The 17,272-nt window shown below is 66.7% G+C and carries 13 protein-coding genes; all 13 read left to right on the forward strand.

The features are described 5' to 3' along the window. Positions 1 to 129 precede the first annotated feature (129 nt). The 13 genes from ACQ4N9_RS12365 (at position 130) to tagH (ending at position 17,271) form a co-directional block, all read left to right on the forward strand. Positions 130 to 2,463, forward strand: a complete 2,334-nt coding sequence (locus ACQ4N9_RS12365) for a hypothetical protein (protein WP_390966526.1) — start codon at positions 130 to 132, stop codon at positions 2,461 to 2,463. Further along, complete coding sequence (locus ACQ4N9_RS12370) at positions 2,460 to 3,662, forward strand: hypothetical protein (protein WP_390966528.1); 1,203 nt, start codon at positions 2,460 to 2,462, stop codon at positions 3,660 to 3,662. The genes ACQ4N9_RS12365 and ACQ4N9_RS12370 overlap by 4 nt, the downstream gene beginning before the upstream one ends. Before the next feature lie 10 nt (positions 3,663 to 3,672). Further along, complete coding sequence (locus ACQ4N9_RS12375) at positions 3,673 to 4,329, forward strand: DUF1266 domain-containing protein (protein ID WP_258705592.1); 657 nt, start codon at positions 3,673 to 3,675, stop codon at positions 4,327 to 4,329. A gap of 443 nt (positions 4,330 to 4,772) precedes the next feature. After that, complete coding sequence (gene tssA / locus ACQ4N9_RS12380; RefSeq protein ID WP_125462390.1) at positions 4,773 to 6,329, forward strand: type VI secretion system protein TssA; 1,557 nt, start codon at positions 4,773 to 4,775, stop codon at positions 6,327 to 6,329. Positions 6,330 to 6,362: 33 nt separating this feature from the next. Beyond that, entirely contained in the window at positions 6,363 to 6,863 is a 501-nt protein-coding gene (gene tssB, locus ACQ4N9_RS12385; protein ID WP_110996291.1) for a type VI secretion system contractile sheath small subunit, read from the forward strand. A 28-nt stretch (positions 6,864 to 6,891) separates the two neighbouring features. Further along, a complete protein-coding gene (tssC, locus tag ACQ4N9_RS12390; RefSeq protein WP_110996292.1) occupies positions 6,892 to 8,364 on the forward strand; it encodes a type VI secretion system contractile sheath large subunit in 1,473 nt (490 codons plus the stop codon). Between the two features lie 6 nt (positions 8,365 to 8,370). Continuing rightward, a complete protein-coding gene (gene tssE, locus ACQ4N9_RS12395; protein WP_125462391.1) occupies positions 8,371 to 8,793 on the forward strand; it encodes a type VI secretion system baseplate subunit TssE in 423 nt (140 codons plus the stop codon). A 133-nt stretch (positions 8,794 to 8,926) separates the two neighbouring features. Then, positions 8,927 to 10,714 carry a type VI secretion system baseplate subunit TssF gene (gene tssF, locus ACQ4N9_RS12400; protein WP_110996294.1) on the forward strand — a complete coding sequence of 596 codons (1,788 nt, stop codon included), beginning with the start codon at positions 8,927 to 8,929 and terminating at the stop codon, positions 10,712 to 10,714. Next, complete coding sequence (tssG, locus tag ACQ4N9_RS12405) at positions 10,678 to 11,685, forward strand: type VI secretion system baseplate subunit TssG (protein WP_125462392.1); 1,008 nt, start codon at positions 10,678 to 10,680, stop codon at positions 11,683 to 11,685. The genes tssF and tssG overlap by 37 nt, the downstream gene beginning before the upstream one ends. A gap of 6 nt (positions 11,686 to 11,691) precedes the next feature. Next, entirely contained in the window at positions 11,692 to 14,316 is a 2,625-nt protein-coding gene (gene tssH / locus ACQ4N9_RS12410) for a type VI secretion system ATPase TssH (RefSeq protein ID WP_390966534.1), read from the forward strand. A gap of 10 nt (positions 14,317 to 14,326) precedes the next feature. Then, complete coding sequence (locus tag ACQ4N9_RS12415) at positions 14,327 to 15,847, forward strand: sigma 54-interacting transcriptional regulator (RefSeq protein WP_390966536.1); 1,521 nt, start codon at positions 14,327 to 14,329, stop codon at positions 15,845 to 15,847. An 83-nt stretch (positions 15,848 to 15,930) separates the two neighbouring features. Beyond that, a complete protein-coding gene (locus ACQ4N9_RS12420; RefSeq protein ID WP_125462395.1) occupies positions 15,931 to 16,071 on the forward strand; it encodes a type VI secretion protein in 141 nt (46 codons plus the stop codon). An 18-nt stretch (positions 16,072 to 16,089) separates the two neighbouring features. After that, the gene (gene tagH, locus ACQ4N9_RS12425) at positions 16,090 to 17,271 is read left to right on the forward strand and encodes a type VI secretion system-associated FHA domain protein TagH (protein ID WP_125857240.1); all 1,182 of its coding nucleotides are present in this window, start codon (positions 16,090 to 16,092) and stop codon (positions 17,269 to 17,271) included. The last annotated feature ends 1 nt before the right edge of the window (position 17,272 follow it).

Here is a 17,272-nt window from a genome sequence, read left to right on the forward strand (position 1 = left end):
CCTCGCGCAGTAGCGCAATCACCGGCCGATGGCATATTGGCGCCAGGAATCTTGGCTTTGTCTGGCGCAACTGGTAGCGTGCGCGCCACGACGCACAGGGTGTGCGCAGGTCATCACAGGGAGCAGCACATGACAGTCGCCAATACCGTCATCACCGGCATTGAACTCGAGCAATTGCTGGACCGCCTCGACGGCGTCCTCCAGGACCATGGCGCGGCCGCGCTGCTGGAGCAGCTGCAGGCCGAGCCGCTGCAAGCCGATTCGATCGGCTCGATCGAGCGCCTGCATGTGCTGTGGGTCAACGCCGGTGACCTCCATGCCGCCACCCGCGTGCTCGAGCATGACGGCCAACGCCTGCTTGAACACTGCGACCCCGCCGCCCGCGCCGAACTGAGCATGTGCCTGCTGCTCAAGCGCCTGCGCCTGGCCAATTACCGCGACGACGAAGCGCTGCTGGAACAACTGCTCGACCAAGCCCAGGCCATGGCCCAGGTCGCGCCGGACTACGACGTCGAGCACTACCGCCGCGCGCGCATCTTCGAGCAGCTCGAGCAGCGTTCCCTGGCGCTGGCGCTCAAGGCCATCGATGCCCGCCACGCCCTGACCCTGCTCAACCCCGGGCGTGCCAGCCTGCGCGCCTGGGATCAGGCCGACCGCGCCTGCCGCCGCGCCTGGGCGCTGCACAACCATCAGCAGCAGGCCGAAGCCCGCGAGGTCGCCCTCGAAGCCGTGGCCGCATTGCGCCAGGCGGGCCCGGATCAGGACATCGACCAAGGCGACTGGACCTGGCTGGGCAATAGCCTGATCGAGCTGATCCCGCTGCGCCTGGCCATGTTCGAGCAACCGGTGATGGGGCTGATCGCCGACCTGCCGCTGGCCCGGCGCCGCGAGTGGGAAGTGCGCCTGGCGCGCCTCGCCGCCCGGGCCATGCATGCCCAGGGCGACCTGCCGGGCGCCTTGCGCATCCTGCCGGCCGCGGCCATTGCCCTGGACTGCGAAGGCGACAACAGCTTCATCGCCTATGAGCTGCCTTGGCTGGTCGAGGCAGGCGAAATCGAACGGGCAGGGCGCCGAGCCTTCCACGAGATCTACGACCTGCGCGCATCCGCCGCGCCCGTCGCGGCCCAGGTGGTGGTCGAGCGCCTGCTCGCCCAGGACCCGAGCGTCTGGTGGCCACTGTGCGTCATGCGCGCCTGTGACAGTGAAGAGGTGCTGGAGCACTTCCTGGCGTGCCTGCCGGCCCTCGACGAGTCGCCAGCGGGGAAGGGCGCGCTGCTCGAAGCGCTGTACGACGATGGCGAACAGCCCGAACGGCTCGCGCGCTTGTATGCCCTGGCCCTGGCCGAAGCCCAGCGCATCGCCCCGCGCCACCCCTGGATCCTGCGCTTGCAGGCCGTGCGTGACCGGCAGGCCGGGCGCATCGACGCCACCACCGAGCTGGCCCTGCTGCAGGAAGCCTTCGCCAGCGGCCAGCTGGATGACCATCGCAGCAGCTATGCCCTGATGTACGCCACGGCCAGTGCGCAGGGCCTGCTCGCTGCCTTGCACCTGCCAGCGTTCACCCTGGCTAGTGGTTACGACTACTACAACCACGGCTGCAAAATGTCGGGGCTGGTCGAGCACTTCATCGAAACCCTCGCGCCCGAGCAGCAGGCAGAAGCCTGGCACTTGTGCGAGATGGTCCAGCGCGAAAGCTACGAGCGCGGCCAGGCATGCCTGGAACGCTACTTCGCCAGCGGCCAGGGGCATCGCGGCGACGGTTGCGCGCACCTGTACTCGATGCTGTGCAACAACCTGGCGATCAACTACCGCTACCTCAAGGGCCAGGAGCGCGTCGCGGCGTCCATCGAACTGCACCAGCGCGGCATCGACGCCAGCCCCTTCGCCGAGCACTACCACGGCCTGCTCAACGCCCAGCTCGCCCTCGACGACCACGCCGCGGTGTGCCAGGCGGCGGAGGCCCTGTGGCACTTCGTCCTGGCCCATGGCTACGGCCGTCACGACCCGGATGGCTACATCGGCAAGGTCGCCAGGGCGCTGTATTTCCTCGACCGCGACCACGAGATCACGATCTGGCTGCAGCGCTTGCTCGACTGGCAGGCCGAGCAGGAAATCACCGATCAGCAAGTGGACTACGACGGCCTGCGCTGCCGGATGAAGGTAGCCCTGCACCTGGCCCCCACCCAGCCGGACGCCGCGCTGGCGCTGTGGCAGCGCTTTGAAGCGATCATCGTTGGCCACAACGACACGCTGCTGACCTGGGATGCCGGTGACCTGTTCAAGAACCTCGGTCGCAAGGATGAAGCCATCGCTCGCTACACCGCGGCACTGGCCCTGTGTGCCGGCAGCGAGGCGCCCCACGACGTGGCCAACGCCGCCACCCTGCGCCAGATCATCGACGAGATGCAGCAGGAGCCGGTGCAGGAGCCTGTGGCCAAGCGCTGGTGGCAAGTGTGGAAATGATCGCCACCCCGCGCGCCGGCGCCTATGCGCCGCGCAACCTGCTCAACGCCGAAGCGCTCAAGCGCCGGCTTGAGCAACGCAGCCAGGCCAGGGGCGACGAAGCGCCGGTGCGTAGCTGGCTGCTCAACCATTTCTACCGCCAGCTGGTCGGCAACTTCGAGCCGGTGCATAGGGTGAACAGCCTCGAGCAGGCCGCGACCTTGCTGCAAGGCCAGGCCGTACCGGCCTGGGTCGGCCGCCACCTGGAGCAGGCAGCCAAGGCGGACGGCGCCGTGACGCTCGCCTGGCTCGACCCGGAACACCCCGCGGTGCTGGAGCAGGAAGCGATGCTGGTGGAGTTCCTCGCCGCGCGCAAAGGCACGGCGCTGGACGGCAAGCTCGAACGCATCAACTGCCCGCAGGCCCTGGCGCTGTGGCACCAGGAGCACGCCCGCATGGCCGCGCGCCAGGCCCAAGGCTGGCGCCAGAGCCGGCCGGAGGCCGTGCGCCAGGTGGTCGAATGCGAAGAGCACGCGCTGGTCGAGCTGCTGCCGGACGGCCCGCACCTGCGTGAGGAAATGGCCTTCGAAAGCTACGTGATGCGCCACTGCCTCGGCCAGTTCGCCGACCGCCGCGCCCTGCACGGTGGCTACGGCGAAAGCTACGCCGAGGCCGTGGAGGCCGGGCGCATGCGCATCTTCAGCCTGCGCGATGGCCAGGGCCAGCCGCACATCACCATCAGCCTGCTGGTCATGGCCGACGGCAGCCTGCGCCTCGACCAGCTCAAGGGCAAACAGAACCGCCCGCCGGTCGCCCGCTACCTGGACGACGTGCTCAGCTGCCTGAATGCGCTGGGCACCGACCGGCAAACGCCGGCGGATTGCCTGGCCATCGGTGTGGTGCGCTGTGACGCGGGCTGGTGTCGGCTGGAAGCGGTGACCGACCCCGCTACCCAGGCGCGGCTGATCGCCCAGCACCCGCAGTTGTTCGACCGTTTCGCCGCGCCCTCGGCGCTGGTGGAATGGCTGGTGGCGGCGCGTCAGCCCGAACAGTTGCGCGTGACGCCACCGCGCACCGCCACGTTGCGCTACGCCTTGCGCCACCTGCTTGGCCAGCCCGCACACGACGGCCCGGTCTACGCCACTGAAGCCGTGACCTGGCCCGGCATGACCGCGGCCATGGCCGCTGGCATCGCCGATTGGCTATCCACCCCCCGCTGAGGCAATTGCGATGTTGATCTTCCTGGGCATGCTGGTCGCCACCTGGCTCCTTGCACGCTGGCTGCGCCCGCGCGCGCCGGATTTCGAGCTGTACAGCCCCCGCAGGCACCTTGCGCTGGCGCTGGCGAGCCCGATGGCAGAGGCCATGCAGGTGGACGGTTTCTACAACAAGCACTGCACGAACTTCACCCAAAGTGCCCAGGACTTCCTGCGCATACCCTTGCTGCACATCGCCGGCCTGCAAGGCAGCGCCAGCGACGAAGAGATCCAGCGCTACTTCGCCACCGACTTCGAGCGCCAGTGGTTCCGCCTCGACCTGCTCAACCTGCAACCGACCGACGACCCGCGTGCCTCGCTGGCCTTCGCCTGCCTGCGCTGCGCTTTTCTTGTGCGCTGCGCCCTGTTGCTGGGTTGGCTGGCGCCCGACATTGGCTGGCGCGTGCTGTTGCTCAACGCCCAGCGCGCCCAGGACTGTTTCGATGGCTGGGCGGATTTCGGCGCGGCCTACCTTGCCGGTCGTCGGCAATGGGTCGGGGCCTTTCGCGCCGATTCGTTGGGTCTTTTTGACGAACAGCGGCTTCAGGCATTGCTGGCGCCCGAGGGGCGTTGGGCCGAGCTGCCGTGGCGCGAAGTGCCTGCATTGAGTCCAGAACTTCAGCCGGCATGAGCGCATGTTCTTGTTGCAAGATGCTGCGGGGCTCGATGTAGGAATGCCCTGAAATTTGATTCAAGTAATTGTGTTTCGAGCGCATCACTGATTACTGTTGCGGCCCTTCAATGAAGTCTGGTGTTGGCGCTAACATGTGTTGTTGCTTATGTGTGTGAAATTTAAGTTAAAACAACGGAATATTGTTTCAAACATTAACCTGACAACTTTCCCAGGTGGGTCAGGGTATATATGAGCGCCATCAGGGAAACCCCTAGAAGCCCGCTGCTCCTGCGTTTGCTATCCATTTGAGTGATTGCAAAGCGCTATTGATAGCATTAGGCTATTCGACCGTTTGATCGACTGCCCGCCGGATTGTGGGCTGAATCAATAGAACTTCCAGATCGGCAAATCCTGAACGTCAGTTCCAGGGTCGATGGCGAGGTTCTAACTGTGAGAAAAGGATGTCCTACTCTTCGAAGCTGGCCGCGCGCTATCTTGAACTTGGCAAAAATGCTGTCTCCCCCGGCTCTTTCGGCGGTGAAGACGTGCGTTTTTCCACCGAGTTCGAAGCCCTCGAAAACGAGCTGACCCGCGCCCAGTCGATCCACGCCAGCGGCCAGGTGGACTGGCTGAAAATCCTCGAGAACAGCGAAGCGCTATTGCGCGACCAGTCCAAGGATCTGCGCGTGGCCTCGTGGTTCACCTGGGCCCTGTTCCAGCGTGAATCCTACGCCGGCCTGCTGGCCGGCATCAGCGTGCTGCGCGAGCTGTGCGAGCAGCATTGGGACGACGTCCACCCCGCCAAACCCCGTACCCGTTCCGCCGCCATCGGCTGGCTGGTGCCGCGCCTCGAACAGGCGCTGGGTGCGGATATCGCCATCAAGGAGCAGTTGCCGCTGTTCCAGCAGATGGTCGAGCAGCTAAGCGGCCTGGAGGCGGCGCTGTCCGCCCGGCTGGGGGACGACGCGCCTCTGCTGCTGCCGATCTGCCGCGCACTCAAAGGCCAGGTCCAGCGCTCCGCCGACAACGAACCACAACCCGGCGCAGTCGGCGCCATCGTCGCCCAGGTCAAGCAGGCCGCCACCCAGCTGTTCACCCCCGGCGAGCCGGTGGAGAACGAGAAGGACGCCAACAAGGCCCTGCGCGCCCAGCAAGAGCAGGGCCGGCAGCTGTGCGTATGGTGGCAGCGGCAGAAAGCCACCGACCTGCGCGCCCTGCGCCTGAACCGCACGCTGCTGTGGTTGCCCATCGAAGCGATGCCCGAGCGCAACGCCGAGAACGTCACCGCCCTGCGCGGCCTGCCCGCCGACAAACTCAAGAGCTACAAGGACCGCTTCGAGCAGGGCAACTATGCCGACCTGTTGGTTGAGCTGGAAAACAGCGTGGCCAAGGCACCGTTCTGGTTCGATGGCCAGCGCCTGGTGTGGGAGTGCTGCCAGGCCCTGAACGTCGAAGCCGGCATGCGCGAAGTGGAGATGAACTTCGCCTCGCTGCTGCAACGCCTGCCCAGCGTCATCGAGCTCAAGTTTCACGACGGCACCCCGTTCGCCGACCCCGAAACCCGCGCCTGGGTCGCCGCCCAGGTCACCCCCCACCTGCAAACCGCCGTGGCCCAGCCAGTGGCCGAGCCCGGCGTGCGCCAGGCCCCCTGGGATGAAGCCCTGGAGGCGAGCCTGCCGATCCTGCGCAAGGACGGCCTCAAGAGCGCGGTGCAGCACCTCAAGCAGCAGATGCAGGGCGCCCACGGCGGGCGCGAGCGCTTTTTCTGGCAACTGAGCCAGGCGCGCCTCTGCTACACGGCCAAGAAATACGAACTGGCCAAGACCCAACTGGAAGCCCTCGACGAGCAACTGCGCCAATCCGGCCTGGATGCCTGGGAGCCAGACCTGTCGTTGCAGGTATTGCACCTGTTGCACACCTGCTGCGAGCTGCTGCCGCAGAACCATGTGGTGCGCGAACGCAAGGACGAGATCTACCGCAGGCTGTGCCACCTCGATCTCGAAGTCGTACTCGAATAGGCCCAAGGGCCATAACCCTCAAGGAGAAAACCAATGGCCAAAGAAGGCTCGGTAGCCCCCAAGGAACGCATCAACGTTACCTTCAAACCCGCCACCGGCGGAGCTCAGGAAGAGATCGAACTGCCATTGAAGCTGCTGGCGATCGGTGACTACACCCTGCGTGCCGACGATCGCAAGATCGAAGACCGCAAGCCGATCAGCATCGACAAGATGAACTTCGACGAAGTGCTGGCCAAGCAGGAACTGAGCATGACCCTGGCCGTGCCGAACCGCCTGCAGGAAGGCGCCGAAGGCGACGAGCTGGCGGTGAGCCTGCGCGTCAACACCATGAAGGACTTCAACCCGGCCAGCCTGGTCGAGCAAGTCCCTGAGCTGAAGAAGCTGATGGAGCTGCGTGAAGCCCTGGTTGCCCTGAAAGGCCCGCTGGGCAACGCCCCGGCCTTCCGCAAGGCCATCGAGGGTGTGCTGGCCGACAACGAGTCCCGCGAGCGCGTGCTCGGCGAGCTGGGCCTGAACGCTCAGCCGGACGCCTGATCCCCCTAGTCAAGGAAGCCTAATTGCCATGAGCACCGCAGCAGAGCAACAGAGCGCCGAGAACAGCGAATTCAGCATTCTCGACAGCATCATCGCCGAAACCCGCCTGACCCCGGATGACGAAGCCTACGACATCGCCAAGCGCGGCGTGTCGGCCTTCATCGAAGAACTGCTCAAGCCGCAGAATGACGGCGAGCCGGTCAAGAAAGCGCTGGTCGACCGCATGATCGCCGAGATCGATGCCAAACTCAGCCGCCAGATGGACGAGATCCTCCACCACCCGGACTTCCAGTCCATGGAGTCTGCCTGGCGCGGTCTGCAGTTGCTGGTCGACCGCACCAACTTCCGCGAAAACATCAAGATCGAGATCCTCAACGTCTCCAAGCAGGACCTGCTGGACGACTTCGAAGACTCGCCGGAAGTCATGCAGGCTGGCCTGTACAAGCACATCTACACCGCTGAATACGGCCAGTTCGGTGGCCAGCCGGTCGGCGCGGTCATCGCCAACTACTTCATGTCGCCGAGCTCGCCCGACGTCAAGCTGATGCAGTACGTCTCCAGCGTCGCCTGCATGTCCCACGCGCCGTTCATCGCCGCGGCCGGCCCGAAATTCTTCGGCCTCGAAAGCTTCACTGGCCTGCCAGACCTGAAGGACCTGAAGGATCACTTCGAAGGCCCGCAGTTCACCAAGTGGCAGAGCTTCCGCGAGTCCGAGGACGCGCGCTACATCGGCCTGACCGTGCCGCGTTTCCTGCTGCGCAACCCGTACGACCCGGAAGAGAACCCGGTCAAGTCGTTCGTCTACAAGGAAACCGTGGCCAACAGCCACGAGCACTACCTGTGGGGCAACACCGCCTACGCCTTCGGCACCAAGCTGACCGACAGCTTCGCCAAGTTCCGCTGGTGCCCGAACATCATCGGCCCGCAGAGCGGTGGCGCGGTGGAAGACCTGCCGCTGCACCACTTCGAGAGCATGGGCGAGATCGAGACCAAGATCCCGACCGAAGTGCTGGTGTCCGACCGTCGCGAGTACGAGCTGGCCGAAGAGGGCTTCATCGCCCTGACCATGCGCAAGGGCAGCGACAACGCGGCGTTCTTCTCGGCCAACTCGGCGCAGAAACCGAAGTTCTTCGGCATCAGCGCCGAAGGCAAGACTGCCGAGCTGAACTACAAGCTGGGCACCCAGCTGCCGTACATGATGATCGTCAACCGCCTGGCCCACTACATCAAGGTCCTGCAGCGCGAGCAGCTGGGCTCCTGGAAGGAGCGCACCGACCTGGAGCTGGAACTGAACAAGTGGATCCGCCAGTACGTGGCCGACCAGGAGAACCCGAGCGCCGAAGTGCGTGGCCGTCGTCCGCTGCGCGCCGCCCAGGTGATCGTCAGCGACGTGGAAGGTGAGCCGGGCTGGTACCGCGTCAGCCTGAACGTGCGTCCGCACTTCAAGTACATGGGCGCCGACTTCACCCTGTCGCTGGTCGGCAAGCTGGACAAGGAGTAAGCGACGATGGGCAATGGTTACGGAAGCCTGTTCGAGCGCCTGAGCGGCGAAGCCGACCAGCGCGCCAACTGGCGGCGTGAAGACGCCGCCATGGCTTCCGTGGCCGCTCATCTTGCGAAGATGCTCAGCACCCGGGCCGGCAGCGTGCAGACGCTCGCCGACTACGGGCTGCCCGACCTCAACGACATGCGCCTGAGCCTGCACGACGCGCTCAGCCAGGCACGCCGGGCCATCGAGTACTTCATCGAAGCCTACGAACCGCGCATGTCCGATGTCCGGGTGGTGTCCCGCCCGCGTGATCACGATCAGCTCAAGCTGGCTTTCAGCATCGAAGGCCAGCTTGAGGTGGACGGAATCAAGCGCCAGGTCAGTTTTGCCGCGCGCCTGGATGGCAGTGGGCAAGTCAGAGTCAGTCAAGGAGACGAGTGATGTTGCGCCTCCCATAGCCTGAGTTTTCCCCCAATCCTTGCGCGGCAAACGGTCGGCCCTGTGGCCCGGCCCCGCGCATGCGCAGTACCGGCCACTGGCGGTACCCGAGAGCTGAATTCAGGCGGAACGACGGATGTCCTTCAATTACTACTACCAAAGCGAGCTGACGGCACTGCGCCAGCTGGGTCGGCGTTTTGCCGAACGCAGCCCGGCGCTGGCGCCGTACCTCGGCCAGGCCGGGCGCGACCCGGACGTCGAGCGCCTGCTTGAAGGTTTTGCCTTCCTCACCGGCCGCCTGCGGCAGAAGCTCGACGACGAACTGCCCGAGCTGACCCACTCGCTGATGCACCTGCTGTGGCCGAACTACATGCGCCCGCTGCCGGCCTTCAGCATCTTGCAGTTCGACCCCCTGCGCCAGGCCGGCCCGGCGCTGCGGGTCGAGCGTGACACCCCGGTGGAAGGCCGGCCGATCGAGGGCGTCAGTTGCCGCTTTCGCACCTGTTACCCCACCGAAGTCCTGCCCCTGCGCCTGAGCGCGCTGAACTACTCGCTCAATGGCCAGGGCGCGCTGCTCAGCCTGCGCCTGGACATGAACTGCGACGGCAACCTGGGCGACGTCAAGCTCAGCAAGCTGCGCCTGCACCTGGCCGGCGAGCGCTACATCAGCCAGATGCTCTACCTGAGCCTGCTGCGCGGCCTGGCCGGCATCGAGCTGATGCCGCTGGACAGCCACGGCAAACCGATGGTCAACGCCAAGGGCGAGCCGCTGCTGCTGCGTGCACCGGCGGCCAAGGTGCACCCGGTGGGCTTCGCCGAGGAAGAGGCGCTGATTCCCTACCCGCTGAACACCTTCCGCGGCTACCGCTTCCTGCAGGAGTACTTCGCCTTCCAGGACAAGTTCCTGTTCGTCGACGTCACCGGCCTGGACGTGTTGCAGAGCCTGCCCGAGGAAACCCTCAAGCAGGTGCATGGCATCGAGCTGCGCTTCGACATCCGCCAGGGCGAGGCCCAGCGCCTGCGCCCGACCCTGGACAACGTCAAGCTGTACTGCACGCCGATCGCCAACCTGTTCAAGCACGACGCCCTGCCTATCCGCCTGGATGGCAAGCAGGACGAATACCTGCTGCTGCCGGCCGAGCTCGACCCTGAGCACTGCGGGGTGTTCTCGGTCGACGGCGTGACCGGCTGGAGCCCCGGCGGCCTCGGCTACCAGAGCTACGTACCCTTTGAATCGTTCGAGCACGACGCCAGCTTCGACGTGCCGGAGAACCGCTCGCACTACAGCATCCGCCAGCGCTCCTCGCTGCTGCATGACGGCCTCGACACCTACTTGAGCTTCGGCGTGCACCAGGCCGAATCCCACGAGACGCTGTCGATCGAGCTCACCTGCACCAACCAGAACCTGCCGCGGCGCCTGAAGCTCGGCGACATCTGCATGCTCAGCGAAGAGACCCCCGAGTTCCTCACCTTCCGCAACATCACCCCGGTCACCGCCAGCTACGCGCCGCCGCTGAACCGCGACTTCCTGTGGAAGCTGATCAGCAACATGTCGCTGAACTACCTGTCGCTGGCCGACGTTGATGCACTCAAGGTGATCCTCGAAACCTACGACCTGCCGCGTTACTACGACCAGCACGCGGAAAAGGTCAGCCGCCGCCTGCTTGGCGGGCTCAAGGCGATCCGCCACCAGCACGTCGACCGCCTGCACCGGGGCCTGCCGCTGCGCGGCCTGCGCACCGAACTGACAATCGACCCGGAGGGCTACATCGGCGAGGGCGACCTGTTCGTCTTCGCCTCGGTGCTCAATGAATTCTTCGCACTCTACGCCAGCCTCAACTCGTATCACGAGCTGCGGGTGAAAAGCACACAGGGGGAGGTGTACCAATGGACACCACGCATGGGCCTGCAACCGCTGCTGTAAGCCGGCTGAGCCGGAGCATCCGCGAGTACTCGCTGTTCCAGGCCGTGCTGCTGGTGATGGAACAGCTGCGCGAGGCGTACCCGTACCTGGAAGACGAAGAGCTCTACGACCTGGTCGAGTTCCAGGCCAACCCCAGCCTCGGTTTCCCCGGCAGCGACGTCGATCGCATCGAGTTCTTCCGCGAGCACGGCCAGCTGCGCGCGCGCATGCGCTTCAACCTGATCGGCCTGGTCGGCTCCAGCTCGCCGCTGCCGGCGTTCTATGGCGAACAGGCGCTGGGCGACAACGAGGACGGCAACCCCACGCGGATGTTCCTCGACCTGTTCCACCATCGCCTGCAACGCCTGATGCTGCCGATCTGGCGCAAGTACCGCTACCGCGCCAGCTTCGAGAGCGGCGCGCTGGATGGTTTCTCGTCGCACCTGTTCGCCCTGATCGGCCTGGGCGGCGACCAGATCCGCCAGGCCAAGGAACTGAACTGGAAACGCCTGCTGCCGTACCTCGGCGTGCTCAGCCTGCGCGCCCACTCGGCGGCGCTGATCGAGGCCGTGCTGCGTTACTACTTCAAGCACGCCGACCTGGTGATCGAGCAGTGCCTGGAGCGGCGCGTCGACATCCTCGAAGAGCAGTGCAACCGCCTGGGGCTGGCCAACAGCCTGCTGGGCGAGGACGCCGTGCTGGGCGAGCGCGTGCGCGACCGCAGCGGCAAGTTCCGCATCCACATCACCCAGCTGGACTGGCAGCGCTTTCACGAATTCCTGCCGATCGGTTTCGGCTACCAGCCGCTGTGCGCGCTGACCCGCTTCACCCTGCGCGACCCGCTGGACTACGACATCCGCCTGGAGTTGCGCCGTGAAGAGATCCGCGAGCTGCGCATCGGCGAACAGAACGTATGCCACCTGGGCTGGACCAGCTGGCTGGGTCGCGAGCGCGCCGATGGCGTGGTGACCCTGGGAAGCAAAATTCATTAAGGACCAATGGCCATGATCAACGTAGACCTGCAACAACTCGTCCAGGCCCTGGACGCCGACAGCCGCCGCGACCTTGAGCGTTCCGCCGAGCGCTGCGTCGCCCGCGGCGGCAGCAAGATCCTCATCGAGGACCTGTTGCTGGGCCTGCTCGAGCGCCCCGACAGCCTGTTGCAGCGTGCGCTGCAGGACGCCGCGATCGATACCGGCGCGTTCAGCGCCGCGCTGCAACCCAACGTCGAGCACAGCGCCACCCGCAACCCGGTGTTTGCCCCGGAGCTGGTGCAGTGGCTGCAGGACGCGTTGTTGGTCTCCAACCTCGAGCTGGGCCAGAGCCAGGTCGACCAGGCCGCGCTGATCCTCGGCCTGCTGCGCAACCCGCTGCGCTATGCCGGCAGCCGCTACCACAAGCTGCTCGGCGGCCTGGATATCGAACGCCTCAAGGGCTACGCCCTGGCCCAGCAACCGGCCGCCGCCAAGGCCCCCGGCGCGCCCCAGGGCGAATCGATGTTGCAGCGATTCACCCACAACCTCACCCAGCAGGCCCGTGACGGCAAGCTCGACCCGGTCCTGTGCCGCGATGCGTCGATCCGCCAGATGATCGATATCCTCGCTCGCCGGCGCAAGAACAACCCGATCGTGGTCGGCGAAGCCGGCGTGGGCAAGACCGCCGTGGTCGAAGGCCTGGCCGCGCGCATCGTCGCTGGCGAAGTGCCGCCGGCCCTGCAAGGGGTCGACCTGCTGGCGCTGGACATGGGCCTGTTGCAGGCCGGCGCCAGCGTCAAAGGTGAGTTCGAGCGCCGCCTCAAGGGTGTGATCGACGAGGTCAAGGCCGCGCCGCGCCCGGTGATCCTGTTCATCGACGAAGCCCACACCCTGATCGGCGCCGGCGGTAACGCCGGTGGCTCCGACGCCGCCAACCTGCTCAAGCCAGCCCTGGCCCGTGGCGAGCTGCGCACCATCGCCGCCACCACCTGGGCCGAGTACAAGAAGTACTTCGAGAAAGACCCGGCCCTGGCCCGTCGCTTCCAGCCGGTGCAACTGCTCGAGCCCACCGTGGGCGAGGCGGTGACCATCCTGCGTGGCCTGGCCCAGCTGTACGAGAAGAGCCACGGCATCTACCTGCGCGACGACGCCGTGGTCGCCGCCGCCGAACTGTCGGCGCGCTACCTGACCGGCCGGCAGCTGCCCGACAAGGCCGTCGACGTGCTCGACACCGCCTGCGCCCGGGTGCGCATCAGCCTGGCTGCCGCCCCCGACAGCCTCGAGCGCCTGCGCGCCGAACTGGCCGAGGGCGAGCGCCAGCGCAATGCCCTGCGCCGTGACGCCGAGGCGGGCCTGGCCATCGACCAGGAGGCATTCGTAGCCCTGGAGCAGCGCCTGGCCGAAGCCCACGGGCAAGAGATCGAACTGGCCGACCGCTGGGCCCGTCAGCGTGAGCTGGCCGAGCAGGTACTGGAGCTGCGCCAGCAGGTTGCCAACGCCGCTGTCGCACCGGCTGCGCAAACCGAAGGCGAGGAGGGCGAGGCCGTCGTCGAAGGCGAAAGCCGCGAACAACTGCAACAACGCCTGGCCGAGACCCATCAGGCCCTGCTCGACGCCCAGGCCGAAGAACGCCTGGTCAGTGCCGAAGTGTGCCCGCGCCTGGTGGCCGAAGTGATCAGCGCCTGGACCGGCGTGCCGCTGAGCCAGCTGGCCCGCGAGCACAATGCCAAGGTGATCACCTTCGCCGACGACCTGCGCGCCCGCATCCGTGGCCAGGAGCAGGCGGTGCATGCACTCAACCGCTCCATGCGCGCCACCGCCGCCGGCCTGAACAAGCCCGACGCACCGGTGGGCGTGTTCCTGCTGGTCGGTCCCAGCGGCGTCGGCAAGACCGAAACCGCGCTGGCGCTGGCCGACCTGCTGTACGGCGGCGACCGCTTCATCACCACCATCAACATGTCCGAGTTCCAGGAGAAGCACACCGTCTCGCGCCTGATCGGCGCGCCGCCCGGCTACGTCGGTTACGGCGAAGGCGGCATGCTCACCGAGGCGGTGCGCCAGAAACCGTATTCGGTGGTGCTGCTGGACGAGGTGGAGAAGGCCGACCCGGACGTGCTCAACCTGTTCTATCAGATCTTCGACAAGGGCGTGGCCAACGACGGCGAAGGCCGCCAGATCGACTTCCGCAACACGCTGATCCTGATGACCTCCAACCTGGCCAGCGACCAGATCAGCGCCCTGTGCGAAAACGGCGAGCGCCCTGACGCCGAGCTGCTTGAACAGCACATCCGCCCGGCGCTCAGCCGCCACTTCAAGCCGGCGCTGCTGGCGCGCATGCGCGTGGTGCCGTACTACCCGGTGGGCGGCCCGGTGCTGCGCGAACTGATCGAAATCAAACTGGGCCGCCTGGGCGAGCGTTTGCAGCGTCGGCAACTGGGGTTCAGCCACTGCCAGGCGCTGGTCGACCACCTGGCCGAGCGCTGCAGCCAGAGCGAAGCCGGCGCGCGCCTGATCGACCACCTGATCGACACCCACGTGCTGCCCAAGGTCGCCGACCGCCTGCTCGACGCCATGGCCAGCGGCGAGGCGATCAGCCGTGTACACGCCACCCTCGACGGGGATGCCGGCGTGACCTGCGAGTTCGCCTGAGGTGGGGGTGATGTTCACGCACGTGCCCCAACCGCTGGCCTACGCCGAAGCGCTGCTGGGCACCTTCACCGAGCTGGCGCGGGCAACTGACGAGCAAGGCCTGCTGCAGGCACTGGTGCCGGCCGTGGCCGAGCTCAGCGGCTGCCCGCTGGTGCAGGTCTACCTGCTCGACCCGACCCATACCCGGCTCGGGCTCGAAGCCGCCTGGCTCGACGGGCGGCTGCTGGCGCGCGATTGCTCCAGCCTGCCAGCCGACTACAACGGCGAGCAGCTGTTGCAGTTCGCCCTGTGCCAGAACCGCGTGGTGAACATCAGCGACCTTTCCGCCAGCCTGTTCGACACCAGCTTCCTGCCCAGCCAGGCCACGCCCTGGCAGGCACTGCTGGCGGTGCCCCTGCTGACCGCGCAACAGCGGGTGGCCGGGGTGCTGTTGTGCGTGAACCGCGTGCGCGGCGGGCTTGAAGCCTTCGCCGACTCCCTCGGCCAGCTCGGCAGCTTCACCATGGGCCAACTGCAACTGCTGCGCCGCCTGCACCGGCCCGGGCCACAGCCCCAGGCAACCGGCCGCACCCCGGTGGCCGCCAGCAGCTACGGCCTGATCGGGCAGAGCCCGGCCATGCGCCAGACCTGCCAGATGATCAGCAAGGTCCTGCACAGCCCCTACACCGTGCTGCTGCGCGGCGAGACCGGCACCGGCAAGGAACTGGTGGCCCGCGCCATCCACGACTACGGCCCGCGCCGCTCCGGCGCGCTGGTGGTACAGAACTGCGCAGCCTTCCCCGAGAGCCTGCTGGAGAGCGAACTGTTCGGCTACCGCAAAGGCGCCTTTACTGGCGCGGACCGCGACCGCCCTGGGCTGTTCGATGCCGCCGACGGCGGCACCCTGCTGCTCGACGAGATCGGCGACATGCCCCTGGCCCTGCAGGCCAAGCTGCTGCGCGTGCTGCAAGAGGGCGAGATCCGCCCGCTGGGCGCCAACGTCACCCACAAGATCGACGTGCGCATCATCGCCGCCACCCACCGCGACCTGGCGCAGCTGGTCGCCGACGGCCTGTTCCGCGAAGACCTCTACTACCGCCTGGCGCAGTTCCCCATCGAGCTGCCGCCGCTGCGCCAGCGCGTCGGCGATGTCATTACCCTGGCCCGGCACTTCTGCGACAAGGCCTGCACTTTCCTGCAGCGCAGCCCGGTGGGCTGGACCCAGGCCGCCCTCGATCACCTCGAAAGCTATGCCTTCCCCGGCAATGTGCGCGAGCTCAAGGGCCTGGTGGAGCGCGCGGTGCTGCTGTGCGAAGGCGACGCGCTGGAGGTCGGCCACTTCTCGTTGAACCTGGCCGAACCGCCGCCCGAAGACAACGAGCTGAACCTGCGCGAGCGCCTGGAGAAGGTCGAGCGCAGCCTGCTGCTCGACTGCCTGCGCAAGCACGACGGCAACCAGACCCTGGCCGCCCGCGAACTCGGGCTGCCGCGGCGCACCCTGCTGTACCGGCTGGGGCGCCTGAACATCCAGATCGGCGATTGCGAGGGCTGACCGGCATGACCCCGACACTTACTCCCTTTACCCCAGGCGCACCCGTAACGGTGCCTGCCTCATCCGCACATGGAGCCGCCCCCATGCTTCACCGTTACTGCCGGGCCAGCTTGCTGGCCCTGCTCACCGCGTTCGCCCTGGCCGGTTGCACAGGCAACTACAAGTTCGACGACGACAGCTACCGCCCCCTGGGAGATCCCCAGGCCCTCAACCGTGACAACTGAGCGCAAGGAGCCCTGACCATGGAACTGGTTTTCGAACTGCTCGACAAACGCCAGCACGGCCGCACCGACTCGCCGAACAAGACCTTTGGCCGCGCCGGTGGCGAGATTGGCCGGGCCAAGGATTGCCACTGGTGCATCGAGGACGACAAACGTCACCTGTCCAGCCATCACGCCCAGGTCACCTACCAGAACGGCGCGTTCTTCCTCACTGACACCAGCAGCAACGGCATCCGCCTGGCCAGCAGCGGTGCCCAGCTGCGCAAGGGCGAGCTGCACCGCATCGAGCAAGGCGCGATTTACCGCATGGGTGACATCGAGGTGCGCGCGCGCCTGATCGACAGCGAGGCCGGCTACGACGTCGGCCTGGGCATGCCGGGTGGCGCCATCATCCCCGACGACGCCTTCCTTGAACTCGACCCCATCAGCGCCCTGGACCACGAAGAAACGCGCCTGCAACCGATGGACGAGCTGGCCGCCCTGGCCATGCCCGAGCCCCCGGCGCGCCAGCGTGCCGACTACGCGCAGATCGACCAGGAAAGCCTGATCGTGCCCACCCTGGTACCGGCGGTGGCGCCAGAGCCCGCACCTGTGCCGGCTCCGCGCGAACGCCGCGACGACGCCTTCTGGAAGCGCTTCGGCGCGGCCCTGGGCGTCGACCTGGACAACCTCGACGAGCAGGCCCGCGAAGACCTCGCGGTGCAGGCCGCCGGGCTGCTGCGCCATAGCGTCGCCGGGCTGCAACAGAGCCTGCGCACCCGCAGCGAGCTGAAGAACGAACTGCGCCTGTCGCTGACCACCCCGCAAAGCGCCAGCCGCAACCCGATCAAGGCGCCGCTGGAAGCCGACCAGGTGCTCGGTGACCTGCTCAAGCCGCGCCGTGGCGGCCAGCTGTCTGCCGAGCAGGCAGTGGCCCAGGCTTTCCGCGACCTCCAGGCGCACCAGGTGGCCATGCTCGGCGCCAGCCGCCAGGCCCTGCGCAGCACCCTGGAGCATTTCGCCCCGGAGCAGCTGGCGCTGCAATTCGAGCGTCAGGGCCGCCGCGGCCTGTTCGGCAGCCGCTGGAAGGCCTACGTGCGCTACCACCAGGCCCTGGTGGGCAACGAAGACTGGAGCGAGCGCCTGCTGACCAAGGACTTCGCCCGCACTTACGAAGAGCAGGTCCGCCTGATCGCTTCGCTCAATCACGACCCGCAAGGATAAA

It is taken from the genome of Pseudomonas sp. ES1, from assembly GCF_050586605.1.
GTDB lineage: Bacteria > Pseudomonadota > Gammaproteobacteria > Pseudomonadales > Pseudomonadaceae > Aquipseudomonas > Aquipseudomonas sichuanensis.

What these genes read in the sequence shown, in the direction of transcription:
- ACQ4N9_RS12375 (WP_258705592.1), top strand. Translation starts at nt 3,673, where the DNA reads ATGTTGATCTTCCTGGGCATGCTGGTCGCCACCTGGCTCCTTGCACGC.
- ACQ4N9_RS12370 (WP_390966528.1), top strand. Translation starts at nt 2,460, where the DNA reads ATGATCGCCACCCCGCGCGCCGGCGCCTATGCGCCGCGCAACCTGCTC.
- ACQ4N9_RS12365 (WP_390966526.1), top strand. Translation starts at nt 130, where the DNA reads ATGACAGTCGCCAATACCGTCATCACCGGCATTGAACTCGAGCAATTG.
- tssF (WP_110996294.1), top strand. Translation starts at nt 8,927, where the DNA reads ATGTCCTTCAATTACTACTACCAAAGCGAGCTGACGGCACTGCGCCAG.
- ACQ4N9_RS12420 (WP_125462395.1), top strand. Translation starts at nt 15,931, where the DNA reads ATGCTTCACCGTTACTGCCGGGCCAGCTTGCTGGCCCTGCTCACCGCG.
- tssH (WP_390966534.1), top strand. Translation starts at nt 11,692, where the DNA reads ATGGCCATGATCAACGTAGACCTGCAACAACTCGTCCAGGCCCTGGAC.
- tssC (WP_110996292.1), top strand. Translation starts at nt 6,892, where the DNA reads ATGAGCACCGCAGCAGAGCAACAGAGCGCCGAGAACAGCGAATTCAGC.
- tssG (WP_125462392.1), top strand. Translation starts at nt 10,678, where the DNA reads ATGGACACCACGCATGGGCCTGCAACCGCTGCTGTAAGCCGGCTGAGC.
- tagH (WP_125857240.1), top strand. Translation starts at nt 16,090, where the DNA reads ATGGAACTGGTTTTCGAACTGCTCGACAAACGCCAGCACGGCCGCACC.
- tssE (WP_125462391.1), top strand. Translation starts at nt 8,371, where the DNA reads ATGGGCAATGGTTACGGAAGCCTGTTCGAGCGCCTGAGCGGCGAAGCC.
- tssB (WP_110996291.1), top strand. Translation starts at nt 6,363, where the DNA reads ATGGCCAAAGAAGGCTCGGTAGCCCCCAAGGAACGCATCAACGTTACC.
- tssA (WP_125462390.1), top strand. Translation starts at nt 4,773, where the DNA reads ATGTCCTACTCTTCGAAGCTGGCCGCGCGCTATCTTGAACTTGGCAAA.
- ACQ4N9_RS12415 (WP_390966536.1), top strand. Translation starts at nt 14,327, where the DNA reads ATGTTCACGCACGTGCCCCAACCGCTGGCCTACGCCGAAGCGCTGCTG.